This is a genomic window from Pseudomonas sp. P179 (assembly GCF_000478485.2).
In the GTDB taxonomy this organism is placed as follows: domain Bacteria; phylum Pseudomonadota; class Gammaproteobacteria; order Pseudomonadales; family Pseudomonadaceae; genus Pseudomonas; species Pseudomonas aeruginosa.
Window position 1 is genome coordinate 5585825 of record NZ_KI517354.1, and the last position, 23511, is coordinate 5609335.

Genomic DNA, 23511 nt, shown 5'->3' on the forward strand with positions numbered 1-23511 from the left:
CATTTAGAGGAAAAGTCCTATTAATTGCGCGGCTGCCGCTTTCTAGAATCGGTCCTGGTCAACCCGCACGTTTCCAGGAGGCCACAAGGATGCCTGCAATACCCCTGCGCGCCATGGTGCTGTGCGCCAACCCCGGCCGTCTGCTCAGGTATGGAGCGCTGTTCAACCGCTGCGGCTACTTCCACTTGAGCCTGTGCCTGGACCGACGGGAGCTGCGGCGCTCCCTGGACCAGGGTTACCCGTACGACTATTGCCTCTACGACGGATTCCGCCTGGACCAGGGCTGCAAGGGCACGCTGGCGATGCTGGGACGCAGCGGCAGCATCCGGCGCTTCCTGCTGGTGGGCGAACTCGATTGCCGCGAGAAGCGCCTGTTGTTCGAGTGGAGCAGAGGCCATGGCCTGAGCATCGGCGCGGTGTCCGACCGGCCTTTGGGCCAGGTCGCCCTGGCCGCGTTGATCAAGCGTGATCGCGGCTGCCCCGACCTCCTGCGCGGCATCGCCTGAGGCGGCTTCCGGGAAGATGAGGTAAGGTCGTTTTCCAACCTTCCATGGCGAGACAGCGCATGACCGTCCAGGCCGACATCCTCAAGGCGATCGAAGGCATCGAGCATGGCTTCCAGCAAGCCGGCCAGGCACTCTCCGAGCGGATATTCCATTGCCGGCAGGTGCATGGCGCCGAGATCGTCGACGCGCGCTCGTTGTCGGAATCCGGACGGCATGCCGCCGACGGCGTTTTCAGCGAAGGGCCGCTGGCGGTCGCGGTGGTCACCGCGGACTGCCTGCCGATTCTCATGAGCAGTCGCGACGGTCGGGTGGTGGCCGCCCTGCACGGCGGCTGGCAGGGGCTCGTCGCCGGTATCGTCGGCGCGGCGGTGGCGCGCTTCAATGCGCGCGGCGTCGCCAGCGCGGACATCCGGGTCGCCATCGGTCCCGGGATCAAAGCCTGCTGCTACGAGGTGAGTGCCGGGTTCATCGAGGCGTTGCAGGTCGGCCACGGCCGCCTCTGGGAGGGCGCGGTGCCGCCCTGGAGCCAGCGTCGTCCGCTCCCCGAGCGGCCACCCCGGTTCGCTCCGCCCGAGCCAAGGCAGGCGGAGCAGGGCGCCTGGCTGGACCTGGTGGCCTTCTGTCGCCAGTTGTTCCAGGCCGCCGGCGTCGGGCCGGCGCAGATCGAAGCCAGCGCCGTCTGCACCTACTGTTCCGGCGATGCGTTCGCCAGTCATCGCCGACGCCAGCGCCTGGGCGAGGAGAAGCGTCAGCAGTACGCCTGGATCGCGCGCAAGCCGTGACCGCGTATCGGTATTGTCCGGAAATCCTGGATAGTCATGACGGTTGTCTGCTGTTTATCCGCCAATACCCGGCTTCTAGACTTTCCCTGTCGATGCGTGGCTGTCGCCACGCTCATTCCAGGAGAGTCCCAGCATGCCTGACATCACCCAAGCCGCCATCGTCACCGGCGCCTCCCGCGGCATCGGTCGCGCCATTGCCCGGCGGTTGGCCGCCGACGGTTTCGCGGTCGCGGTCAACTATGCCGGCAACCAGACCATGGCCGACGAGGTCGTGGCCGAAATCGTCGCCGCCGGCGGCACGGCCATCGCCGTGCAGGGCGACGTGGCCAGCCCGGAGGACATGGACAAGCTGTTCGAAGCCACCAGGGGCGCCTTCGGCCGCATCGACGTGGTGGTCAACAGCGCCGGCACGATGCCCTACCTGAAGATCGCCGACGGCGACCTGGAGGGCTTCGACCGGGTGATCCGCACCAACCTGCGCGGCGCCTTCATCGTGCTCGGCCTGGCTGCCCGGCATGTCGAGCGCGGCGGACGGATCATCGCCCTGTCCACCAGCGTGATCGCCCGGGCGCTGCCCAGCTACGGTCCGTACATCGCGTCCAAGTCCGGGGTCGAGGGGCTGGTGCACGTGCTGGCCAACGAGTTGCGCGGCCAGGACATCAGGGTCAACGCGGTGGCGCCCGGCCCGGTGGCCACCGAGCTGTTCTTCAACGGCAAGAGCGCCGAACAGATCGACCAGATCGCCAGGCTGGCGCCGCTGGAGCGTCTCGGCGAGCCGGACGAGATCGCCGCGGCGGTGTCCTTCCTCGCCGGGCCGGACGGGGCCTGGGTCAATTCCCAGGTGCTGCGGGTCAACGGCGGTTTCGCCTGAGCCGTGTGGGCGGGGCACGAAAAAGCCGGCGCGAAGGCCGGCTTTTTCGTGGTCGCCACTGGCGGTCAGCGGTCGTTCTTGGTCGAGGAGCCGATGGCGTTGCTCAAGCCCTTGCTGTTGTGATCGCCGGGGGTGGTGGCGGAGATCGCGCTGGCCTGCGACAGCCCGCGGCTGTCGCGGGAGCTGGCGATGCCGGAGGTGGCTGAACCATGGCCTTTGCTGGAGTGGCCGCCGAGGTTGCCGCCATGGCTGCCGCCCTTGCCGCCGCCATGACCGCCACCGTTGCCGCCGCCATTTCCGCCCTTGGCATAGGCGGAGCCGACAGGAGAAAGCTCGCCAGGCAGCAGGGTGCTGCCCGCGAACAGCAGGCCGAGAGCAGCTACGGCGAACAGGGTATGTTTTTTCATTTGAGGGATGCCTCCGCAGGCATGTGGTGTGCCGTCTAAAGACCGTTGCGCGAACGACAGGTTCTGTGGAAAGCGACGGATGGCGGGCCCTGCCGGTGGTTCCTCCTTCAGCGGTTGCGCCAGTGCTCGGCGAGCAATCCGTAGAGCGCCGAGTCGGAGACTTCTCCGGAAACGATCCAGCGTTGTGCGAGCAGGCCCTCCTGGCGGAAGCCCAGGCGCTCCAGGCTGGCGGCCGAAGGCCGGTTGCGCGGATCGATCTCCGCCTCCAGGCGGTTCAGGTCGATTTCATCGAAAGCGAACGCCAGCAGCCTGCGCAGCGCCTCGCGCATGTAACCCCGGCCCTGGGCTGCACGTGCCAGGCAGTAGCCGAGTTCGGCGCGGCGCGAGCCTTTCTCGAAATGGAAGAGGATACAACTGCCGAGCAATTGGCCGTCTTCTCGACGCTCGATGGCCAGGTTCAGGTATTCGCCGTCGACGAGCGCCTGGCTGTCCCGCAGGATCGCCTCGCGGGCCTGCGCAGGGGTCGTCCACGGCGGTGTGTTCCAGTAACGCATGACTTCCGGGTCGGACATCATGGCGAACAGCGGCGCGGCGTCTTCCTCTCGGAAAGTGCGTAGCCGCAGGCGCGGGGTGTCCAACGGGTGGGGAAAGACGAAGTTCATCGGGCGCTCCTTTGCCGAGGTCGGAGGCTGCGCAGCTTAGCGCGCAGCGGCGAGGTCCTGGAGCTGATGTGCGTGCGGATGTTTCGCCGTGCGGGCTGGCTCAGTCGCCGGGACCGCCGAGTAGCAGCATCTGGTTGCCATCCGCGGCGTCCGGCGCGAATCCCTCGGGACACTTGCCTTTCAGGTGCCAGGCGAAGGCGATGATCTCGGCGATGGTGCGATACAGCGCTTCCGGAATGGCGTCGCCGAGTTCCAGGCGGGCGAGCAGGCGGACCAGCTCGGCGTTCTCGTAGATCGGTACCTCGTAGTCGCGGGCGATGGCCAGGATCGCCTCGGCCAGTTCGGCGTCGCCCTTGGCGGAAAGGGTCGGCGCGGCCTGGCCGTCGTAGCTCAGGGCGATGGCCTGGCGCGGGGCGGGTGACTGCTTTCTGTTCATGCGGTTTCGTCTACCCAGCGTTGTTCGATGGTCGCTCGCGGGCCCTGGGGCGGGCGGCCGCGTTGGCAGGTGATCTCGCCAACGGTCAGGCCGGCGTCGCGCAGGCGTTGGCGCAGGTGGCCGAGTTCATGCTCGACCAGCCGCGCGGTCGCGTCGCGCTCGGCCCAAAGCTGGCTGGACAGGCTGCCGCGTAGCAGGGTCGCCTGGGCGTGCAGCGGTCCCAGCGGCTCCAGGTCGAAGGCCAGTTCGACGCGCCAGAGGCTTTCGCGGGCCTCTTCGCCGGTCTTGCGCTGTTCTTCCTGGAACTTCACCTGCAACGGTACCACCGAGTGCTGATGGCGCATGGGCACCTCCATCTGCCAGGTCGCCAGTTGGGTGCCATCCGGCAGGGTGCTGGTCTGCGCCAGGCTCGACAACTGATGGGTCTGCAGGCGGGAGATCGCTGCGGCGGCAAGGCGCAGCAGCGACTCCAGTTCCATGTCCTCGTCGAACAGTTGGAGAACCTTGCTCGGCAGGGGAAAGTTCAGTGCCTGGGTCTTGTTGGCGCTCTGTCCCAGGTTGCCCAGGGCGTTGCGGACAAAGGCCGGCAGCGCCTGGGCCAGGTTCGCCGTGTTGCCGGCGAACATGCCCGGCGCCTGGGCGCCGGTCGGCGGCAGCGGCGACAGCTGGGCGAACAGGCGCAACAGGTTGGCCTTCAGGTCCTGGCCGAGATGATCGGTGGCGCCCTGCATCAGGCGCGCCTCGAGGAACAGGCCGCTCTGCTGCAGGGCCTGGCCGAGCAGCTTGGAATCGCCCATCTTCTGCGCCTCCGGCAGGCCGGCGAAGAGGCGCTCCACGGCCTGGCGCAGGCTGTCCGGCAGGTCGTTGCGGCCGTTCAGCCCCTGCAGGGCGGCGAACAGGCCTTCCAGGGAAGCCTGGCGGGCGCTCTGCCCGGCCAGTTGCTGGCCCAGCGCAAGCTGGTCGAGGCGTCCGCTGAGCGGCAGGAAGTCGATCTGCTGGCTGTTTTTAACCAGCGCCGTGAGCAGGCTGCCGACCGGTAGCGCCTGGGGCGAGTCGAGGCTCAGCTTGCTGCCGGCGAGCGGCGTGTTGAGCAGGTTCAGCAGGACCCGGTAGACCACCTGCTGGGCCTTGTCCGCCGGCAGCGCGGTGCTGGACAGGACCTTGCCCTGGAGCAGGGTGCCGGGCGGCAGTTGCTCCAGGTCGAGGCTGCTCAGCGGGCCAGCGCCGGCCATGCTGTCGAGCAGGGTGGCAACCACGCTGGTGTTGCTGGTGGCGCTGACGTTGAGCAGGTTGCCCGGCACCAGCGGCCGATTGCTCTGCACTTCCACCAGGCTCTGCCCGCTGTTCGCCAGGGTCAGCTTGAGCAGGACCTGGAAATTGTTCGCCAGGCCTTCCTTGACCGCCAGCACCTCGGCCTTGCCCGACTCGCCTTCGCCCAGCAGGCCGGCCAGGGTCTGCACCAGCTTCAGGGTCATCTCGGCGTCGGCCTGGGCGTTGCCCTGCGATTGCGCCGGCGGCAGCGGGCGTGGGGCGGAGACCGGGGGTAGTGGCGGGGAAGCGCCTATCTCGGCTGGCATGGGTAACAACCTGTCTTAAACGACCCTGCGGAGGCTGGGGAAGGGCGTGTATAATGCCGCGCCTGTCAAACAGGCTGGCCGCGTCGTCACCAGTATAGCGGCCGTGTTTATCCCGACTTTAGGGTCTGTTCCGTGAAGGCCTCCGGCGCCGCGACGAGGAGAGACGCTTGGCGATGTTGTTCGATGTCCGATCCTGCTGAAGTCCCCACAGCCAGCCCCTTGCTGGAAACCGTCGGGCTCGCCTGCGAGCGCGACTGGCGCATGCTGTTCGAGCGCCTCGACCTGCGCCTGGCCGCCGGTGAGATGTTGCAGGTGGTGGGTCCCAACGGCAGCGGCAAGACCAGCCTGCTGCGCCTGCTGTCCGGACTGATGCAGCCGACCGCCGGGGAAGTCCGCCTGAACGGCCGGCCGCTCGCCGAACAGCGCGGCGAACTGGCCCGCAGCCTGCTGTGGATCGGCCACGCCGCGGGAATCAAGGGCCTGCTCAGCGCCGAGGAGAACCTCACCTGGCTCTGCGCGCTGCACCAGCCGGCCAGCCGCGAGGCGATCTGGCAGGCCCTGGCCGACGTCGGCCTGCGTGGCTTCGAGGACGTTCCCTGCCACACCCTTTCCGCCGGCCAGCAACGCCGCGTGGCGCTGGCCCGCCTGTACCTGGACGCACCGCCCTTGTGGATCCTCGATGAACCCTTCACCGCCCTCGACAAACAGGGGGTGGCGCAACTGGAAACGCACCTGGCCGGGCATTGCCAGCGCGGCGGGATGGTGGTGCTGACCACCCACCACAGCCTGCAGCAGATGCCCGCCGGCTACCGCGAGCTGGACCTCGGTGCGCTCAAGGCGGCCAGCGGCGCGACGGTCGAGCCGGCGCTGGGCGACCCGGCATGAGCAACGTCTTCAGCCTGCTCCTGGCGCGCGAGGCGCGCCTGCTGTTCCGCCGACCGGCGGAGCTGGCCAATCCGCTGGTGTTCTTCGCCATCGTCATCGCCCTGTTCCCCCTGGCGGTCGGGCCGGAGAGCCAATTGCTACAAACCTTGTCGCCCGGCCTGGTCTGGGTGGCGGCGCTATTGGCCGTGCTGCTCTCGCTGGAAGGGCTGTTCCGCAGCGATTTCGAGGACGGTTCTCTGGAGCAGTGGGTCCTTTCGCCGCACCCCCTGGCTCTTCTGGTGCTGGCCAAGGTGCTGGCACACTGGCTGTTTTCCGGGCTGGCCCTGGTCCTGATGTCGCCGCTGTTCGCGCTGATGCTGGGCCTGCCGGCCCGTTGCATACCGGTGCTGCTGCTTTCCCTGTTGCTCGGTACGCCGGTGCTGAGCCTGCTCGGCGCCGTCGGCGCGGCCTTGACCGTGGGCCTCAAGCGCGGCGGCCTGTTGCTGGCGCTGCTGATCCTGCCGCTGTACATCCCGGTGCTGATTCTCGGTAGCGGGGCGCTGCAGGCTTCGCTGCAGGGACTGCCCAGCAGCGGACATTTATTGTGGCTGGCGAGCCTGACGGCGCTAGCATTGACACTCACGCCATTCGCCATCGCTGCCGGCCTGAAGATCAGCGTAGGCGAGTGAGTCCGCCCGCCGAAGGCATCGGCGGGCGTGCGGTACCGGGCGGCTGTGCCGCCCACGCTTGACCCGGGCTGGCAGCGGAAGGTCTGCCCGGTATTTCCAAAGAGCCCTGTAAACAGAGCCTGATGATGAATTGGACATGGTTTCACAAGCTTGGGTCGCCCAAGTGGTTCTACGAGATCAGCGGCCGCTGGCTGCCCTGGTTCGCCGTGGCGGCGGCGCTGCTGATCGTCACCGGCTGCGTCTGGGGGCTGGCCTTCGCGCCGCCGGACTACCAGCAGGGCAATAGCTTCCGCATCATCTATATCCATGTGCCGGCGGCCTTCCTCGCCCAGTCCTGCTACGTCATGCTGGCCGTGGCCGGTGCCGTCGGGCTGATCTGGAAGATGAAGATCGCCGACGTGGCGGTGCAGTGCGCCGCTCCCATCGGCGCCTGGATGACCTTCGTCGCGCTGCTTACCGGGGCCGTATGGGGCAAGCCGACCTGGGGCGCCTGGTGGGTCTGGGACGCGCGCCTGACGGCGATGCTGATCCTGCTTTTCCTCTATTTCGGCATCATCGCCCTCGGCCAGGCGATCAGTAACCGCGACAGCGCGGCCAAGGCCTGTGCCGTACTGGCCATCGTCGGCGTGGTGAACATCCCGATCATCAAGTACTCGGTGGAGTGGTGGAACACCCTGCACCAGCCGGCCACCTTCACCATCACCGAGAAACCGGCGATGCCGGTGGAGATGTGGTTGCCGTTGCTGATCATGGTCCTCGGCTTCTATTGCTTCTTCGCGGCCATGCTGCTGGTGCGCATGCGCCTGGAAGTGCTCAAGCGCGAGTCCCGCACCGCCTGGGCGAAAGCCGAGGTGAAGGCCCTGGTGGAGAAGGCACGATGAGCTTCGAATCGTTCGGCGACTTCCTCGCCATGGGCCATCACGGCCCCTACGTCTGGTCGGCCTACGGCATCAGCCTGCTGGTGCTGGCGATCAATGTCGCCGAGCCGCTGCTGGCCCGGCGCCGCTACCTGCAAGAAGAGGCGCGTCGTCTGCGCCGGGAGGCCCAGCAGTGAATCCGGTCCGCAAGAAACGTCTGATCATCGTCCTCGCCATCGTGGTGGGCGTCGGCGCCGCGGTGGGCCTGGCGCTGTCGGCCCTGCAACAGAACATCAACCTGTTCTACACCCCGACCCAGATCGCCAACGGCGAAGCGCCGACCGACACCCGCATACGCGCCGGCGGCCTGGTGGAAAAGGGTTCTCTGCAACGCAGCGAGGATTCGCTGAACGTGCGTTTCGTGGTCACCGACGGCGCCAAGGAAGTGACCATCGCCTACCATGGCATCCTTCCCGACCTGTTCCGCGAGGGGCAGGGCATCGTCGCCCTCGGCAAGCTGGGCGGCGACGGCGTGCTGGTGGCCGATGAAGTGCTGGCCAAGCACGACGAGAACTACATGCCGCCGGAAGTCACCAAGGCGCTCAAGGACAGCGGCCAACTGAAGCACTACGAGAACGGCAAGGCCGCCGGCGAGACCTCGTACAACCAGGAGGGCAAGTAGATGATCCCCGAACTCGGCCACCTGGCCCTGATCCTCGCCCTCTGCCTGGCCCTGGTGCAGTCGAGCCTGCCGCTGGTCGGCGCCTGGCGCGGCGACCGCCAGTGGATGAGCCTGGCGCGCCCGGCGGCCTGGGGGCAGTTCGCCTTCCTCGCCTTCGCCTTCGGTTGCCTGACCTGGGCCTTCCTGCGCGACGACTTCTCGGTGGCCTACGTGGCCGGCAACTCCAACAGCGCGCTGCCCTGGTACTACAAGTTCAGCGCCGTCTGGGGCGCCCACGAAGGTTCGCTGCTGCTCTGGGCGCTGATCCTCGGTGGCTGGACCTTCGCCGTGTCGATCTTCTCCCGGCAACTGCCGGAGGTCATGCTGGCCCGCGTGCTGGCGGTGATGGGCATGATCAGCACCGGCTTCCTGCTGTTCCTGATCATCACCTCCAACCCGTTCAGCCGCCTGCTGCCGCAGACCCCGATGGACGGCAACGACCTCAACCCTCTGTTGCAGGACGTCGGCCTGATCGTCCACCCGCCGATGCTCTACATGGGTTACGTCGGATTCTCGGTGGCCTTCGCCTTCGCCATCGCCGCACTGCTCGGCGGCCGCCTGGACGCCGCCTGGGCGCGCTGGTCGCGGCCCTGGACCCTGGTAGCCTGGGCCTTCCTCGGTATCGGCATCGTGCTCGGCTCCTGGTGGGCCTACTACGAGCTGGGCTGGGGGGGCTGGTGGTTCTGGGATCCGGTGGAAAACGCCTCCTTCATGCCCTGGCTGGTCGGCACTGCACTGATCCACTCGCTGGCGGTGACCGAGAAGCGCGGCGTGTTCAAGAGCTGGACCGTGCTTCTGGCGATCGCCGCTTTCTCCCTGAGCCTGCTGGGCACCTTCCTGGTCCGCTCCGGCGTGCTCACCTCGGTGCACGCCTTCGCCTCCGACCCGGAGCGCGGGGTGTTCATCCTCGCCTTCCTGCTGCTGGTGGTCGGCGGCTCGCTGACCCTGTTCGCCCTGCGCGCGCCGGTGGTCAAGAGCCAGGTCGGCTTCGCCCTGTGGTCGCGCGAGACCCTGCTGCTGCTGAACAACCTGGTGCTGGTGGTGGCGGCCTCGATGATCCTCCTCGGGACCCTCTACCCGCTGCTGCTCGATGCCCTCAGCGGCGCCAAGCTGTCGGTCGGCCCGCCGTACTTCAACGCCATGTTCCTGCCGCTGATGGCGGCGCTGATGGCGGCCCTGGCGGTCGGCGTGCTGGTGCGCTGGAAGGACACCCCGAGCCGCTGGCTGCTCGGCATGCTGACCCCGGTGCTGGTGGCCAGCGCGGTCCTGGCGGCGGCCGGTTCGATGTACTTCGGCGATTTCAACTGGGCGGTGCTGGCGGTGTTCCTGCTGTCCGCCTGGGTGGTCCTGGCCGGTTTCCGCGACTTCCTCGACAAGACCCGGCACAAGGGCGTGCTGGCCGGCGCCCGCAGCCTGACCCGCAGCTACTGGGGCATGCAACTGGCGCACCTGGGCATCGCCGTGTGCGCCATCGGCATCGTCCTCAGCAGCCAGTACAGCGCCCAGCGTGACCTGCGCATGTCGCCCGGCGACACCGTCGAACTGGGCGGCTACCACTTCCTCTTCGACGGCGCGAAGCACCACGAAGGGCCGAACTACACCTCGGACAAGGGCAGCATCCACGTCAGCCGCGACGGCAAGGAGATCGCCACCCTGCATCCGGAGAAGCGCCTGTACACCGTGCAGAGTTCGATGATGACCGAGGCAGGGATCGATGCCGGCTTTACCCGCGACCTCTACGTGGCGCTCGGCGAGCCGCTGGAGAACGGTGCCTGGGCGGTGCGCGTGCACGTCAAGCCGTTCGTCCGCTGGATCTGGTTCGGTGGCCTGCTGATGGGCCTCGGCGGCGCCCTGGCGGCGCTCGACCGGCGCTACCGGGTGAAGGTGAAAACACGTGTGCGCGAGGCCCTGGGCCTCGCCGGTCAGGGAGCCTGAGTCTTGAAACGAGCGATTCTGCTGCTGCCGCTGGGGATCTTCCTGATCGTCGCGGTGTTCCTCTTCCGCGGCCTCTGGCTGGACCCCAGCGAGCTGCCCTCGGCGCTGATCGGCAAGCCGTTCCCGGCCTTCGACCTGCCCAGCGTGCAGGACCCGGCCCGGCGCCTGACCGAGGCCGACCTCAAGGGCAAGCCGGCGTTGGTCAACGTCTGGGGCACCTGGTGCCCGTCGTGCCGGGTCGAGCACCCGGAACTGACCCGACTGGCCGAGCAGGGCGTGGTGATCTACGGGATCAACTACAAGGACGACAACGCCGCCGCCATCAAGTGGCTGAACGAGCTGCACAATCCCTACCTGCTGAGCATCAGCGACGCCGACGGCACCCTGGGCCTGGACCTGGGCGTGTACGGTGCGCCGGAAACCTACCTGATCGACAAACAGGGCATCATCCGCCACAAGATCGTCGGGGTGGTCGACCAGAAAGTCTGGCGCGAGCAACTGGCGCCGCTGTACCAGCAACTGCTGGACGAGCCGGAGGCCCGATGAAGCGTTTCCTCGTCACCGCGCTGCTCGGTCTCGCCCTCTGCGGCGTGGCCCGGGCCGCCATCGACACCTACGAGTTCGCCAGCGACGCCGAGCGCGAACGCTTCCGCAACCTGACCCAGGAACTGCGCTGCCCGAAGTGCCAGAACCAGGACATCGCCGACTCCAACGCACCGATCGCCGCCGACCTGCGCAAGCAGATCTACGGCCAGTTGCAGCAGGGCAAGAGCGACGGCGAGATCGTCGACTACATGGTTGCCCGCTACGGTGATTTCGTTCGCTACAAGCCGCCGGTCAACGAGCGTACCTGGCTGCTCTGGTTCGGTCCGGGCGCCTTGCTGCTGTTCGGCGTGCTGGTGATCGGCGTGATCGTCCTGCGCCGCCGGCGCACCGCTGCCAAGGTGCAAACCACCCTGTCCGCCGAGGAGCAAGCGCGCCTCGCCAACCTGTTGAAGAACGACAAATGATCGATTTCTGGCTCGCTGCCAGCCTGCTGCTGCTGGCGGCCCTGGCATTCCTGCTGATTCCGCTGCTGCGTGGCCGTCGCGCCCAGGCCGAGGAAGACCGTACCGCCCTGAACGTCGCGCTTTATCAGGAGCGGATCGCCGAGCTGGCCGGCCAGCAGGCCGCCGGCACGCTGACCGCCGAGCAACTGGAGAATGGCCGCGCCGAGGCTGCCCGCGAACTGCTCGCCGACACCGAGGGCAGCGGCGAAGAGCGTAGCTCGCGCCTGGGCCGGGCGGTCCCGCTGGTCGCGGCGCTGCTGGTGCCGTTGGTCGCGCTCGGCCTGTACCTGCATTGGGGCGCCAGCGACAAGGTCGAGCTGGCTCGCGAATTCGCCCAGGCGCCGCACTCCATGGAAGAGATGACTGCGCGCCTGGAGCGCGCGGTACAGGCTCAGCCGGATTCCGCCCAGGGCTGGTACTTCCTCGGTCGCACCTACATGACCCAGGAACGCGGCGCCGATGCAGCGCGGGCCTTCGAACGCGCCGCCGAACTCAGCGGGCGGCAGCCGGAAGTGCTCGGCCAGTGGGCGCAGGCACTGTATTTCTCCGGTGGCAAGAAAATGACCGCGCAGATCAAGGCCCTGGCCGACGAGGCGCTGAAGGGCGACCCGGCCGAAGTGACCACCCTTGGCCTGCTCGGCATCGCCGCCTTCGAAGAGCAGCGCTACGCCGACGCCATCGGCTTCTGGGAGCGCCTGGTGTCGGTGTTGCCGAACGAGGACCCGGCACGCTCGGCGATCCAGGGCGGCATCCAGCGCGCCCGCGAGCGCATGACCGAGGCCGGGCAGACTCCGCCGGCGCCGGCCGCGCCCGCTGCCGCCGGGGTGACCCTGACGGTGAAGGTGGATATCAGCGACGCGGTGAAGGGCCAGGTCAAGGCCGACGACAGCGTGTTCGTCTTCGCCCGCGCCGTCGGCGGCCCGCCGATGCCGTTGGCAGTGAAGCGCCTGACCGTCGCCGACCTGCCGGCCGAGGTCAGCCTGAGCGATGCCGACGCCATGATGCCGCAGCTCAAGCTCAGCGGTTTCCCGCAGGTCGAGCTGGTGGCACGGGTATCCCGCGCCGGCAACGCCATCTCCGGCGAGTGGATCGGACGCGGCAAACCGTTGTCTACTGCCCAGTCGTCGGCGCAAGCGCTGACCATCGACGGCCCGGACCAGCCCCAGGCGGCCCGGCCATAACGACAATCGGTTGGGGAGGTGCGGCGGTGAAGGCGAAGTATCTGGGTCTGGCGATTCTCCTGGGCGGTCTCGGCGGGTGCGTGGTGCATCCGCCGCAGACCAGCGAACCGCCGGCCTCGCTGCCGCCGCAGAGCCAGCCGCAGCCCGGTCCGTCCAGCGCGCCCGGCGCCACCCCGCCGCGCATCACCCCGCAACCGCAGACTCCGGCGCAGCCCAGCCGCTCGCGTCCGCAGTTCGCCCCGCCGCCAGGCGGCAAGGGCGTCTGGGACGGCAGCCTGGGGGTCTACGTGATCCGTGGCGAGCGCGATCTCTACTACCGCCAGCGCACCTACTACCGCTGGGACGGCGGCTGGTTCTGGTCCACCAGCCCGCAGGGTCCATGGACCGAGACCGACGCTCGCGGCATCCCGCCCGGTCTCAGCCGGCGCTACGCCAATCCATGATCCCTAGGGGTTCTCCGGGTCGTGCCCGAGCGACTGGATGAACAGCGAGAACAGCTCCGGTTGCGAGGAAATGTCCAGCTTGGCGTACAGGTGGCGCCGATGGACCTTGATCGTCTCCGGCGAGATCGCCAGGCGCTCGGCCATGGCCTTCGACGAGTAGCCGCGAAGGATCAGGCGGGCGATCTCCAGTTCCCGTTCCGATAGCACGCTGGCGCCGAAGTGGCTGAGGGCGTCGCGTATCTGCGTGGCCATCTCTTCCTGCGGTGCAGCCGGCAACAGGCGCTGGCTGCGTTGCTGCCAGTGCTGCTGCATCAGCGCCAGGACCCAGCTCGAGAGCAAGCCGAGCATCCCGCATTCCTCGTCGGCGAACATCCTCTGCATGCCCAGCGACAGCGACAGCGCGCCCTGGCCGGGCACCTGTAGGATGAACTGCACCTCGTCCTCCAGAACGTTGTCGTGGAAGTAGCTGAGGTAGTACTCGCTCTGCCGGAAATGGTCCGGGGCGATCTCCTCGAGGCGGTACAGGCCGCTGGCCAGGCCTTCCCGGCAAGCCTGGTAGAAGGGGTCGAGCAGGTACAGCCCGTTCAGGTAGGCGAGCATCGAGGCCGGCCCGGCGTGCGGTTCGGCGTCGTATTCCTCCAGGGCCACCGGCACGCCGTTGGCGGGGTAGAAGATCGCCAGGGCGTTGTCGAACGGCAGGTGCTGGCGCAGCAGCAGGATCAATTGCTTCCAGAAACGGTTGCCGCCGATCTGTTCGATGGCGCGGCCCAGGCTGGCGTGCATGCCGATGTCCCGGAACAGGGTGTGCATCCGTATTCGCTCCACGGTGGGTTTTCGCAGGCTCCGGTTTGCGGCTTTTCCACCCGCCGCGTCAAGGGGCGTAACCCCAAAGGGTGATTGGCCCGCCGGTTCCGCGCTCCTAGAGTCGGCGCATAACCAGCGCCCCGGCAAGGGGCCGCCGCGAGTCTCCGTTACTGCCTCAACTTCAATAACAATCAGAGGACAACGACATGAGCTCTTCCCCCGCGCCCGAAAGTGCGCTGAAACCCACGCTGGGCGTGTTCGACGTGGTCGCCATCACCGTTTCCGCAGTCACTCCCGCCAGTTCCGTCTTCGTCATCGCCCCCTTCGCCATCCAGCAGGCCGGCACCGGCGCTTTCTGGGCCTTCGCCCTGGCCGGGGTGCTGGCGCTGATGTTCGCCTGGTGCTATGCCGAGCTGGGCAGGGCGCACAGCACCGCCGGCGGCGAGTATGTCTACGCCAAGCGGGTGTTCGGCGGCTTGGCCGGCTACGCCACCTTCCTCACGGTGCTGGCGATGCTGCTGTTCATCCCGCCGGTGCTCGCCACCGGCGCGGCGACTTACCTGAACGCTGCCCTCGGCACCCACTTCGATGCGCAGACCGTGGCCCTGGCGATCGTTGCCTTCAGCTACCTGCTGGGCATCCTCAACATCCGCGTCAACGCCTGGGTCACGGGTACCTGCCTGCTGCTGGAAGTGGCGGCGCTGCTGGTGATCGTCGGCCTCGGTTTCGGCCATGCACAGCAACCGGCGAGCGTCCTGCTGCAGCCGCAGGTAGTCGGCGACGGCGGGCTGCTGGCGATCGCACCCTGGGCATTGGTGATCGGAGCGGTCGGTACCGCGCTGTTCTCCTACAACGGTTTCGGCGGCGCGGTGCTGCTCGCCGAGGACATGAAGGACGGCGGTCACAGCGTGCATCGCGCGGTGCTCTGGTCGCTGGCGCTGGTAGTACTGATCGAGATCGTCCCGCTCGCCGCGCTGCTGATCGGCGCGCCGTCGCTCCCGGCGATGCTTGCCAGCCCCGACCCGATCGGCTACCTGTTGAACAGCCATGGCAACGAGACGCTGTCGCGCCTGGTCAGCGCCGGGATCTTCCTCTCGGTGTTCAACGCCATCGTCGCCATCGTCATCCAGAGCGCCCGGGTGATCTTCAGCAGCGGTCGCGACGCGCTCTGGATGCCGGCGTTGAACCGTGCCTTCACCCGTATCCATCCGCGCTGGGAATCGCCCTGGCTGGCCACGCTGTTCCTCGCCATTCCCTCGGCGGCGCTGAGCTTCAGCTCCAACCTGGCCGAACTGACCTCGTTCACCGTGTTGCTGATCGTCATGGTCTACCTGATCGTCGCCCTCTGCGCGCTGTTCAGCCGGGTGCTGCGGCGCGACCGCGAGCATCCCTACCGGATGCCGCTGTGGCCGCTGCCGGCGCTGCTGGCGGTGAGCGGGGCGGGATACCTGCTGCTCAACCTGTTCCTGGCGGCCTCGGCCAGGGACGTGATGATCATTGTCGGACTGCTGGCGGTGTCGGTGATTCTCTACTGTACCTACGGCAAGCTCAGTCCGGCGTTCCAGAAGCTTTGAAACAGGAGTCCGCATGCGCGCTCGACAACTTGGCATCACCCTCGGCCTGGGCACTCCCGGCCCGTTCAACGCGATCACCGACGTTCCCGGCGTGCGCGTCGGCCACAGCACCCTGAACCAGCGGATCGACGGCAGGCAGGTTCGCACCGGCGTCACCCTGGTCCAGCCGCGCGCCGGTGCGGCGCGCCTGCAACCCTGCTTCGCCGGCTGCCATGTGCTCAACGGCAACGGCGACGCCACGGGCCTGGAGTGGATCCGCGAAGCCGGCCTGCTGACCACCCCGATCGCCATCACCAATACCCACAGCGTCGGCGCGGTGCGCGACGCGCTGATCGCCGAGGAGCGCGCCGAACTCGGCGACAGCGGGCTGTACTGGTGCATGCCGGTGGTGATGGAGACCTTCGACGGCCTGCTCAACGATATCTGGGGCCAGCACGTCGGCGCCCGCCAGGTCGGCGAGGCGCTGGCCTGCGCCGAGTCCGGACCGGTCCGCGAAGGTTCGGTGGGCGGCGGTACCGGGATGATCTGTCACGAGTTCAAGGGTGGCATCGGTAGCGCATCGCGGCGGCTTCCGGCGGAGCAGGGCGGCTGGACGGTGGGCGCGCTGGTCCAGGCCAACCACGGCCAGCGCCGCGAGCTGCGGGTCGACGGCTATCCGGTCGGCCGCCGGTTGGGCGACATCCCCTCGCCGTTCAGCGAGGAAGGCACCCCGGGTATGGGCTCCATCGTGGTGATCCTGGCCACCGATGCGCCGCTGTTGCCGCACCAGTGCCAGCGCCTGGCGCAGCGCGCCTCGATCGGCATCGCTCGCACCGGCGGTGGCACCGAGGACTCCAGCGGCGACGTGTTCCTCGCCTTCGCCACCGGCAACCAGGACCTGCCGCCAGCCGACTATGCGCGCAAGGACCTGCCGCAGAGCACGCCGCTGCGGATGCTCAACAACGACCACATCTCGCCGTTGTTCGCCGCGGCGGCGGAGGCGGTGGAAGAAGCCATCGTCAACGTGCTGCTGGCCGGCGAGGACATGCGCACCGAGGACGGCCGGCTGGTGCCCGCGCTGAAGGGGGAGAGGCTCCTGGCGGCGCTGCGCGAGACCGGCTGGCCGGGACGCTGAAAGCGGCTCAGCGCCAGCCGCGGGTGCGCGCCACCGCTTCGCTGAAACGCACCTGCCAGCGCCGGGCGGTGCCGGCGTCGACCCGCGGCTGGAACTCCGTGCGGGTATTGCGCGGCTCCGCCAGCTCGTAGCCGAGGCCACGCGCGGCAAGGGCGGCGCAACCGAAGGCGGTGAGTTCGTCGAAGCGCTGGGTGACGATGCGCCGTTGCAGGCTGTCGGCGAGGAACTGGGCGAAGTAGGGGCTGCGCGCCAGGCCGCCGTCGATGGACAGGCGGTCGGTGACCTTCAGGTAGCCGTCCATCGCCTGGATCACCTCGGCGCTGCGCAGCACCACGCCTTCGAGCAGGGCCTGGCAGAGGTCCTCGCGGCGGGTGCCGGCGTCCATTCCCAGCCACATCGCGCCGGCGCTGCGGTCCCAGTGCGGGCATGCGAGTCCCGACAGGGCCGGGACGAAGGCCAGGCCGCGCTCGATGGCCGGCGGCCGGTCGAAGCCGGCCAGTTCCGAGAAGTCGCTGAACAGGCCGAGACGCCCGGCCCACTCGACCGCGGCGCTGGCGTCGTAGACCCCGCCGTCCATGGCGTACACCGGTTTGCCATCGATCTGCCAGGCGATGGTGGCGAGCAGGCCTGTCTCCGGCGAGCGGATGATCCGCTCGCCGCTGAGAGTCAGGGCGAAGGCGCCGGTGCCGAAGGTGATCTTCGCATCACCGGGCTGGCGGCAGCCGTGACCGTAGAGCGAGGCCTGCTGGTCGACCACCGAGGCCGTCAGCGGGGTGTTGCCGATCACCCCGAAATGGCCGACGGTATCGCGGATTTCCGGCAGGCACTCGATCGGCACGCCGAACAGGGCGCACAGGTCGGGGTCCCAGCGGCCCTCGGCGAGGTTCATCAATGCGGTACGCGAGGCGGTGGTGACGTCGGTGGCGAAGGTTCCGCACAAGCGGTCGAGAAACCAGGCATCGCTGGTTCCCAGGCGCAGGCGGCCTGCCTTCAAAGCCCTGCGAGCGGCCGGAAGGTGCTCGACGATCCAGCCCAGCTTGCTGGCCGAGAAATAGGCGTCGAGCGGCAGGCCGCTGCGTTCCAGGACCAGAGCCTCGGCGCCGCTGGCGCGTAGACGCTCGATGTGCGGGGTGGTGCGGTTGTCCTGCCAGACGATCAGCGGCGACAACGGCTCGCCGCTGCGGGCGTCCCAGGCCATGCAGCTTTCGCCCTGGTTGGCGAGGCCGATGGCGTCGACCCGGCCGCTGGCCTCCAGGCAGCGTTGCAGGTTGGCCAGCAGTTCCAGCGGATCGTGCTCGACCCAGCCGGACTGCGGATGGTGTTGCTGGTGACGCAGCGCCAACTGAATATCGGCGCTGCCGTCCTGGCTGGCGACCAGCACGCGGGTACTGGTGGTTCCCTGGTCGAGGGCGGCGATTCGCATGGTCGGTTCTCTTCGCGGGTTCAGTGGCCGGAGGTGAGGAAGGCGACTTCCAGGCGCCGGGTGTCCGGCGGCAGGCGCAGGGCGGCCAGCGGCACCAGCAGGCGGCGCTCCGGCAGGCAGGACAGGGCACGCTCCCACACCGGGCGACCATCGGCCAGGATCCGCAGGCGGCCGCTGGCGGCCTCGCTTACGCGTAGCTGCAGATGCGCCAGGCCGGGTGTCGGGTCGGCCAGCAGCCGCTGCGGCACGCACAGCTTGAGCGGACCACTGCAATCGATGGCTATGCCAGGTGCGGCACTCGGCAGTTCGGCCCGCAGGTCGGCGGCCAGCAGGCCGGCGATCCTTCGTCCCTCGCGGAACGACCAGCCGGCGGTCTCGATCGGCCGGAGCAGGTTGCCGGCGGCGAAATAGGCGGGGTCGGAGCAGCGGCCGAACTGATCGATGCGCGGGCCGCCGCTGGCCGGGTCCAGTTCCAGGTGGCTGAGGCGGACCAGGCTCGATTCGGGAACGAAGCGTCCGCTGAGAAGGATGCCGTCGCAGGCGATCCGTTCGACGCGCCCGTCGCCCAGGCGTACCCGCGCCGCCTCGACCCGGCCGCGGCCTTCGATCTCCAGCAGCTCGCTGGAGAAGTGCATCGGTACTCCGCACAGCCTGGGAAACAACGATAGCGGCCAACGCGCGGTGGCCCGTGCGTTGCGTTCGAGCATGGCCACCGGGCGGATGCCGGCACGCCGGCAACTCATCACGGCGGACAGGCTGACCAGCTCGGTGCCGACGATCAGCGGCCGTTCGAACGGCTTCAGGCCTTGCAGATAGAGATAGGCTTGCAGCGCGCCGGTATTGATCACGCCCAGTGGCCGGTCGCCGCCCAGCAGGCGCGCCGAGCGCGGCGTCTCGCGTGCGCCGGTGGCCAGCAGCACGCGTGTCGCGCGCAGACTGCGCGGGCCTTCGGGGGTGGCCAGTTGCAGCAGGCCGGCGGCGGCGAGAGCAACCACGCTATGGCGCAGGCGGATATCCACCCCGGCCCGTTCAGCCTGTTCGACGTTACGCAGCGCGTAGGCCGGGCCGGTCAACAGGCGGCCGTGCTCGCGCAGGCCGAACGGCGGATGCGCGCAATGCCGGGGTATACCGCCGGCCTCGCCGTCGCGCTCCAGCACGCAGACCCGGGCGACGCCCTGGCGGCGTAGTTCGATGGCGGCTGCCAATCCGGCGGGACCGCTGCCGACGATGGCGACGTCGACCTGTTCAGTGATGCTCATGGCAACTCCCGGTGGCGAGGGGCTGGGCGAGGCGGCCGGCGCTCAGCTCGGCGACCCGCGCGTTGCAGTAGAAACCCTGGCAGCGTCCCATGCAGGCGCGAGTGCGACGCTTCAGGCCGCCGAAGTCGCCGGCTGGCAGCGGGCCTTCCAGGGCGGCGAGGATTTCCCGGCGGGTGACCATCTCGCAGTGGCAGACGATCTCGTCGTAGCCGGGACGCTGCCAGTCGCGCGGCAGGTGTTCGGCGAGGTTCGGTACCTGTGGCCAGAGCGGCTCGCGAACCGCTTCGTGGAAGCGCTCGCCCTGGTAGAGACGATAGACGTGGCGTGCGATGCCCAGCGCCGCGGTGAGACCGGTGGAACGGATGCCGCCGACACTGATCCAGTTGTGTCCGTCGACCTGGCGGATGCGGTATTCCTTCTTTTCGCTGGCCGGTCGCAATCCTGCGTAGGTGGCGGTGACCGGCATGCCGCGCAGGCCGGGGATCCGCTCGACGGCGGCGTCGATCAGTCGCTGCAGGGTGTCGCTGTCGACCCGTGCCTGTTCGCGGTCGTCCTGTTCCTCGGCGGTGGGGCCGGCGAGCAGGTTGCCGAAGACAGTACGGGTGAATACCACCCCCTTGGTCCGCTCGTTGGGTACCGGTAGCAGGATGTGCCGCAGCAGCGCCGCGGCGGCCTTGTCGAAGACCACGAACTGGCCCTTGCGCGGATGGATGGCGAAGCTCGCCGCGCCGAGCAGGCGCTGTTCCAGTTGGTCACCGAAGAGTCCGGCGCAGTTGATTACCTGGCGCGCGTGCAGATCGCCGCGGCGGGTATGCAACAGCCATTCGCCGCCGTCGAAGGCGCCGTCCAGCACTTCGACGTCGAAACAGGCCTCGGCGCCATGGGCCAGCGCCTGTTGCAGATAGGCGAGCGGCGCGGACCAAGGGTCGACCAGATGTTCCCCGGGGACCCGCACCGCGCCGAGCACGTTGCCGGCCAACTGCGGCTCCAGCGCCAGGACCTCGTCGCGACCGACCTGGCGGACGTCATCGACACCGTTGCCGTGGGCCTGCTCGACGATAGCCGGCAGGCGCGCCAGATCCTCGTCGCTCCATGCCGCCACCAGGGCGCCGGTTTCCAGCAGCGGCAGGTTGAGGCGCGCATGGATGTCGCGGTATTCGCGATAGCCCTCCTGCATGCAGGCCAGTTCGATGCTGCCGGGCGGCGCGTCGAAACCGGTATGGAGGATCGCGCTGTTGCCCTTGCTGGCACCGGAGAGGATGTCGGTGCTTTTTTCCAGCAGGACCACCCGCGCACCTTCCAGGGCGAAGCGGCGGGCCATGGCGCAACCCACCACGCCAGCGCCGATCACTGCAACGTCGAAGATCGCGGTCTTTGTCGCAAGCGGCTCAGTCATCGTTTCTGCCTGTTTCTTTTGGTATCAGTTTGTTTTTTGACCGTAACACTGATTTTTCACACAGAATTTTATGTGAAATTTGTTGTTTTAATGTGGCAACTGAAAGAGAAACAGTCAATCGATTAATCGACGGGCAGCCACCGGCACAGCCCCGGCCTGTCTCCGGGGCTGCGCGCGAGGGGAGTCAGGCCTGCGGGGTGCGCAGGGGGGCTTCGTGGACTTCCACCCGCGCCTGTTGCAGGGCTTCCCAGAGTTCCCCGGTAGGCTTGCGGTCGACCACCAGGCGGTTGATCCGGCTCAGCGGGAAGACCTGGAACAGGGCGCGCCGGCCGAGCTTCGAGGAGTCGGCGATAACCGTCAGTTGGCGGGCCTGGGCGATCATGGCACGGGCGATCTCGGCTTCCTCGATGGAAAAATCCATGGCGCCATCGCCGTTCAGCGCGCCGACGGTGATCACCGCATGCTCGGCGTTGAACCGGGCGATCTGCTCGATGGCCAGGGCGCCGACGTTCTGTTCGGATTCCGGGCGGTACTCGCCGCCGATCATGAATGCACGGTTGCCGGAGGCGCCGACGCTGCCGGCGATCAACAGCGAGTTGGTGATCACCGTCAGATGGCTCTGGCGCGCCAGTTCGCGGGCGAACAGCAGGGTGGTGGTGCCGGTGTCGATGAAGATGCTGTCACCGGGCCCGAACAGGCCGGCGGCGTAGCGGGCGACTGCGCGTTTTTCCTGGGCGTGCTCGTTCATTCGCGTCTGGAAGGCGTTCTCGTGCTCGCCGCTGGGCGGCAGGGCGGCCCCTCCGTGGAATTTGCTGACCAGGCCTTGTTCGGCCAGCGCGGCGAGGTCGCGGCGAATGGTTTCCTGAGAGGTGGAAAGGGTCCGCGCCAGTTCGTCCACCGAGATCCGCTCGCGCTGGCGCAGCAATTCGAGAATGTGGCGGCGGCGTTCCTCGGGGCGCATCGTGTTCTCCCATGGGCCGCATCCTGGTGCGGCGATTGTTACCGTGAATCGCCCGGTAGCGCCTGGCGGCGCTGGGCGGAAGGGGGCGGGGCGAGGCTTTGCGCAGGCCCGGCGGAAAATCCCACAGGTCCGTAAGGCAGGTACGCTCTTGGATTGGCCGCCTACTTGACCGTATGGGTGACCAATTTAGGTAAAACGAACCTTCAAATCAACACGAAAACCAAATTGTGGCACGCGAAATGCGAGTGTTCGCTTCGGCGGAGCGACCGGCGTGGCCGGCCTCCCGACCAGACAACCAGAAGAACGCATCCCGCTACGGGAGCCTGCCGAGGGGAGAACGACGCAGATGGCCGAGTTCGGAAACTATGTGATTTACCTGATCATGCTGGGTGCGGTACTTGGCGCGCTGGCTTCCATCCTGCGCCCGGAAAGCGGTCTGGGCCGCGAGTTCGTCAACGGCATCCACGCCATCGGTCCGGTGTTCCTCGCCCAGGCCGGCATCATGGTAGCCATTCCCTATCTGTCGAAGGCGATTTCCCATGCCCTCGGCCCGTTCTTCCAGACCCTCGGTTCCGACGTATCCATCGCCGCGCTGTCGATCATCGCGGTGGACATGGGCGGCTACCAGTTGGCCGATGCCCTGACCGCCAACCGCGACATGTGGATTACCGCCATGCTGGTGGGCTACACCTCCGGCGCGACCATCGTCTACCTGATCCCGGTCGGCCTGACCATGCTCGAGCGCAAGGACCACAAGTACCTGGCGCTGGGGGCGATGGCCGGGTTGATCAGCATTCCGTTCGCGGTGCTGGCGGCGTTGCTGCTGATTACCCTCAACCACATCCCGGTGCGCGAACTGGTATCGACCGGTTCGCCGGCCCTGCACTACCTGTCGCTGGACTTCCTCGACATGCTTCGGCTGCTGGCGCCGCTGTTCGTCTTCTGCTTCCTGCTGGCCGCCGGCCTGAAGTACCGGGCGACGGCGATGGTCACCGGGTTCCTGGTATTCGGCAAGGTGATGGACGCGTTCATCAAGATGGCCCTGGCGCTTTCCATCGTCCAGCACTTCACCGGAGTCTTCACCAAGGTCTTCGGCGGCTGGGGCTTCGACCCGATGTTCGCCGACGAGAAAGAGTTGTTCCGCGCCATCGAGATCGCTGGCTACATCGGCATCATGCTGGCCGGGACCTTCCCCATCTGCTACCTGTTCCAGCGCTACTGCAAGCGCCCGATGGCGGTCCTCGGCCGTTACCTGGGGCTGTCCCAGCCGGGCGCCACCGCCTTTGTCATGGTGCTGGCGAACATCATCGCCACCTACCACCTGTTCAAATACATGAATGCTCGCGACAAGGTGCTTTGCGTGGCCCTGGGCGTCTGCGCCCAGGCCACCATCGGCGATCACCTGGCATTCACCGCCAACTTCCAGCCGACGCTGATCCTGCCGATCCTGCTCGGCAAATTGTTCGGCGGCCTGCTGGCGGTATTCATCGCCATCCGCATCTCGGTGCCTGCCGCCGAGCGCTATGCGCGGCAGGAGCAGGAGCATGACGAGGCGGAAAAAAGCGCCCTGCACGCAGCCTGAAACATCCCCCGACGAGCGCCGCGAGCCATCGCGGCGTCGCTTTCCGCAACGAGGTAACCATGCGCAAGATATTCCTAGCCTGTCCCTACAGCCATGCCGACGCCGAGGTGGTCGAGCAGCGCTTCCGTGCCTGCAACGAGGTCGCGGCGACCATCGTCCGCGCCGGCCACGTGGTATTCAGCCAGGTCTCCATGTCCCACCCGATCAACCTGTGCCTGGCCGAGCTCGACCGCGCGGCGATCGGCAGGTTGTGGGCGCCGGTGGACGCCTTCTACATGGATCACCTGGAAGAGCTGATCGTCCTCGACCTGCCGGGCTGGCGAGACAGCGCCGGCATCCGCCGCGAGATGGAGTTCTTCGAGGCCGGCGGACAGCGGGTCAGCCTCTGGTCCGAGGTGGAGCACGAGTTTCGCTGAGG

26 protein-coding genes are annotated in these 23511 nt (G+C 67.9%); 17 read left to right on the forward strand and 9 right to left on the reverse strand.

Annotated features, from left to right (window positions below):
• Nucleotides 1-89 precede the first annotated feature (89 nt).
• From HMPREF1224_RS38040 to HMPREF1224_RS38050, 3 genes are all read left to right on the forward strand, one after another.
• On the forward strand, nt 90-506 hold the full coding sequence (locus HMPREF1224_RS38040; RefSeq protein ID WP_003083108.1) for a hypothetical protein: 417 nt from the start codon (nt 90-92) through the stop codon (nt 504-506).
• Nucleotides 507-565: 59 nt separating this feature from the next.
• Complete coding sequence (locus HMPREF1224_RS38045) at nt 566-1288, forward strand: purine nucleoside phosphorylase YfiH/LACC1 family protein (RefSeq protein WP_003083110.1); 723 nt, start codon at nt 566-568, stop codon at nt 1286-1288.
• A 133-nt stretch (nt 1289-1421) separates the two neighbouring features.
• Entirely contained in the window at nt 1422-2159 is a 738-nt protein-coding gene (locus tag HMPREF1224_RS38050; protein WP_003083112.1) for an SDR family oxidoreductase, read from the forward strand.
• A gap of 65 nt (nt 2160-2224) precedes the next feature.
• Here HMPREF1224_RS38050 and HMPREF1224_RS38055 read toward each other — a convergent pair whose 3' ends face one another.
• The 4 genes from HMPREF1224_RS38055 to HMPREF1224_RS38070 all read right to left on the reverse strand — a co-directional run bounded on the left by HMPREF1224_RS38055 (nt 2225) and on the right by HMPREF1224_RS38070 (nt 5139).
• Entirely contained in the window at nt 2225-2566 is a 342-nt protein-coding gene (locus tag HMPREF1224_RS38055) for a hypothetical protein (RefSeq protein WP_003117799.1), read from the reverse strand.
• 107 nt (nt 2567-2673) lie between these two features.
• Nucleotides 2674-3228 carry a GNAT family N-acetyltransferase gene (locus tag HMPREF1224_RS38060; RefSeq protein ID WP_003145121.1) on the reverse strand — a complete coding sequence of 185 codons (555 nt, stop codon included), beginning with the start codon at nt 3226-3228 and terminating at the stop codon, nt 2674-2676.
• A gap of 100 nt (nt 3229-3328) precedes the next feature.
• Complete coding sequence (locus HMPREF1224_RS38065; protein ID WP_003083121.1) at nt 3329-3664, reverse strand: EscU/YscU/HrcU family type III secretion system export apparatus switch protein; 336 nt, start codon at nt 3662-3664, stop codon at nt 3329-3331.
• Complete coding sequence (locus HMPREF1224_RS38070) at nt 3661-5139, reverse strand: flagellar hook-length control protein FliK (RefSeq protein WP_003083123.1); 1479 nt, start codon at nt 5137-5139, stop codon at nt 3661-3663. The genes HMPREF1224_RS38065 and HMPREF1224_RS38070 overlap by 4 nt, the downstream gene beginning before the upstream one ends.
• 285 nt (nt 5140-5424) lie before the next feature.
• On the opposite strand from HMPREF1224_RS38070, the gene ccmA reads away from it, so the two are divergent.
• The 10 genes from ccmA (at nt 5425) to HMPREF1224_RS38120 (ending at nt 12980) form a co-directional block, all read left to right on the forward strand.
• On the forward strand, nt 5425-6126 hold the full coding sequence (ccmA, locus tag HMPREF1224_RS38075) for a cytochrome c biogenesis heme-transporting ATPase CcmA (protein ID WP_003083126.1): 702 nt from the start codon (nt 5425-5427) through the stop codon (nt 6124-6126).
• Nucleotides 6123-6794 (forward strand): heme exporter protein CcmB, encoded by a 672-nt coding sequence (gene ccmB, locus HMPREF1224_RS38080; protein ID WP_003083130.1) that lies wholly within the window; start codon nt 6123-6125, stop codon nt 6792-6794. The genes ccmA and ccmB overlap by 4 nt, the downstream gene beginning before the upstream one ends.
• A 122-nt stretch (nt 6795-6916) precedes the next feature.
• Nucleotides 6917-7675 (forward strand): heme ABC transporter permease, encoded by a 759-nt coding sequence (locus HMPREF1224_RS38085; RefSeq protein ID WP_003083135.1) that lies wholly within the window; start codon nt 6917-6919, stop codon nt 7673-7675.
• Entirely contained in the window at nt 7672-7848 is a 177-nt protein-coding gene (ccmD, locus tag HMPREF1224_RS38090) for a heme exporter protein CcmD (protein WP_003083136.1), read from the forward strand. Before HMPREF1224_RS38085 ends, ccmD begins: the two co-directional genes overlap by 4 nt.
• Nucleotides 7845-8333, forward strand: a complete 489-nt coding sequence (ccmE, locus tag HMPREF1224_RS38095; RefSeq protein WP_003083137.1) for a cytochrome c maturation protein CcmE — start codon at nt 7845-7847, stop codon at nt 8331-8333. The genes ccmD and ccmE overlap by 4 nt, the downstream gene beginning before the upstream one ends.
• Nucleotides 8334-10307, forward strand: coding sequence for a heme lyase CcmF/NrfE family subunit (locus HMPREF1224_RS38100; protein WP_003107324.1), 1974 nt, complete (start codon nt 8334-8336; stop codon nt 10305-10307). It abuts the gene before it with no gap.
• A gap of 3 nt (nt 10308-10310) precedes the next feature.
• Entirely contained in the window at nt 10311-10853 is a 543-nt protein-coding gene (gene dsbE / locus HMPREF1224_RS38105) for a thiol:disulfide interchange protein DsbE (protein ID WP_003083138.1), read from the forward strand.
• Nucleotides 10850-11317, forward strand: a complete 468-nt coding sequence (gene ccmH / locus HMPREF1224_RS38110; protein WP_003087150.1) for a cytochrome c maturation protein CcmH — start codon at nt 10850-10852, stop codon at nt 11315-11317. The genes dsbE and ccmH overlap by 4 nt, the downstream gene beginning before the upstream one ends.
• Nucleotides 11314-12537: a c-type cytochrome biogenesis protein CcmI gene (gene ccmI, locus HMPREF1224_RS38115; RefSeq protein WP_003158276.1), complete on the forward strand. Its 1224-nt coding sequence runs from the start codon at nt 11314-11316 to the stop codon at nt 12535-12537. The genes ccmH and ccmI overlap by 4 nt, the downstream gene beginning before the upstream one ends.
• Before the next feature lie 26 nt (nt 12538-12563).
• On the forward strand, nt 12564-12980 hold the full coding sequence (locus HMPREF1224_RS38120; protein ID WP_003087156.1) for a hypothetical protein: 417 nt from the start codon (nt 12564-12566) through the stop codon (nt 12978-12980).
• Nucleotides 12981-12983: 3 nt separating this feature from the next.
• Here HMPREF1224_RS38120 and HMPREF1224_RS38125 read toward each other — a convergent pair whose 3' ends face one another.
• Nucleotides 12984-13790: a helix-turn-helix transcriptional regulator gene (locus HMPREF1224_RS38125; RefSeq protein ID WP_003083150.1), complete on the reverse strand. Its 807-nt coding sequence runs from the start codon at nt 13788-13790 to the stop codon at nt 12984-12986.
• Between the two features lie 200 nt (nt 13791-13990).
• Between HMPREF1224_RS38125 and HMPREF1224_RS38130 the strand changes: the two genes are divergently transcribed.
• Both HMPREF1224_RS38130 and HMPREF1224_RS38135 read left to right on the forward strand, forming a co-directional pair.
• Nucleotides 13991-15358, forward strand: a complete 1368-nt coding sequence (locus HMPREF1224_RS38130; RefSeq protein ID WP_003110692.1) for an APC family permease — start codon at nt 13991-13993, stop codon at nt 15356-15358.
• 13 nt (nt 15359-15371) lie between these two features.
• Entirely contained in the window at nt 15372-16472 is a 1101-nt protein-coding gene (locus HMPREF1224_RS38135) for a DmpA family aminopeptidase (RefSeq protein ID WP_003083160.1), read from the forward strand.
• A gap of 7 nt (nt 16473-16479) precedes the next feature.
• On the opposite strand, the gene HMPREF1224_RS38140 is transcribed toward HMPREF1224_RS38135, so the two are convergent.
• The 4 genes from HMPREF1224_RS38140 to HMPREF1224_RS38155 form a co-directional block, all read right to left on the reverse strand.
• On the reverse strand, nt 16480-17895 hold the full coding sequence (locus tag HMPREF1224_RS38140) for a glycerol kinase (protein ID WP_003083163.1): 1416 nt from the start codon (nt 17893-17895) through the stop codon (nt 16480-16482).
• Nucleotides 17896-17915: 20 nt separating this feature from the next.
• The gene (locus tag HMPREF1224_RS38145; protein ID WP_010793990.1) at nt 17916-19154 is read right to left on the reverse strand and encodes an NAD(P)/FAD-dependent oxidoreductase; all 1239 of its coding nucleotides are present in this window, start codon (nt 19152-19154) and stop codon (nt 17916-17918) included.
• A complete protein-coding gene (locus HMPREF1224_RS38150; protein ID WP_010793991.1) occupies nt 19141-20550 on the reverse strand; it encodes an NAD(P)/FAD-dependent oxidoreductase in 1410 nt (469 codons plus the stop codon). The genes HMPREF1224_RS38145 and HMPREF1224_RS38150 overlap by 14 nt, the downstream gene beginning before the upstream one ends.
• 184 nt (nt 20551-20734) lie before the next feature.
• Nucleotides 20735-21511, reverse strand: a complete 777-nt coding sequence (locus HMPREF1224_RS38155; RefSeq protein WP_003083169.1) for a DeoR/GlpR family DNA-binding transcription regulator — start codon at nt 21509-21511, stop codon at nt 20735-20737.
• Between the two features lie 346 nt (nt 21512-21857).
• Between HMPREF1224_RS38155 and eutH the strand changes: the two genes are divergently transcribed.
• Nucleotides 21858-23093 (forward strand): ethanolamine utilization protein EutH, encoded by a 1236-nt coding sequence (gene eutH / locus HMPREF1224_RS38160; RefSeq protein WP_003083171.1) that lies wholly within the window; start codon nt 21858-21860, stop codon nt 23091-23093.
• Between the two features lie 59 nt (nt 23094-23152).
• Nucleotides 23153-23509, forward strand: a complete 357-nt coding sequence (locus tag HMPREF1224_RS38165; protein ID WP_003083172.1) for a DUF1937 family protein — start codon at nt 23153-23155, stop codon at nt 23507-23509.
• The last annotated feature ends 2 nt before the right edge of the window (nt 23510-23511 follow it).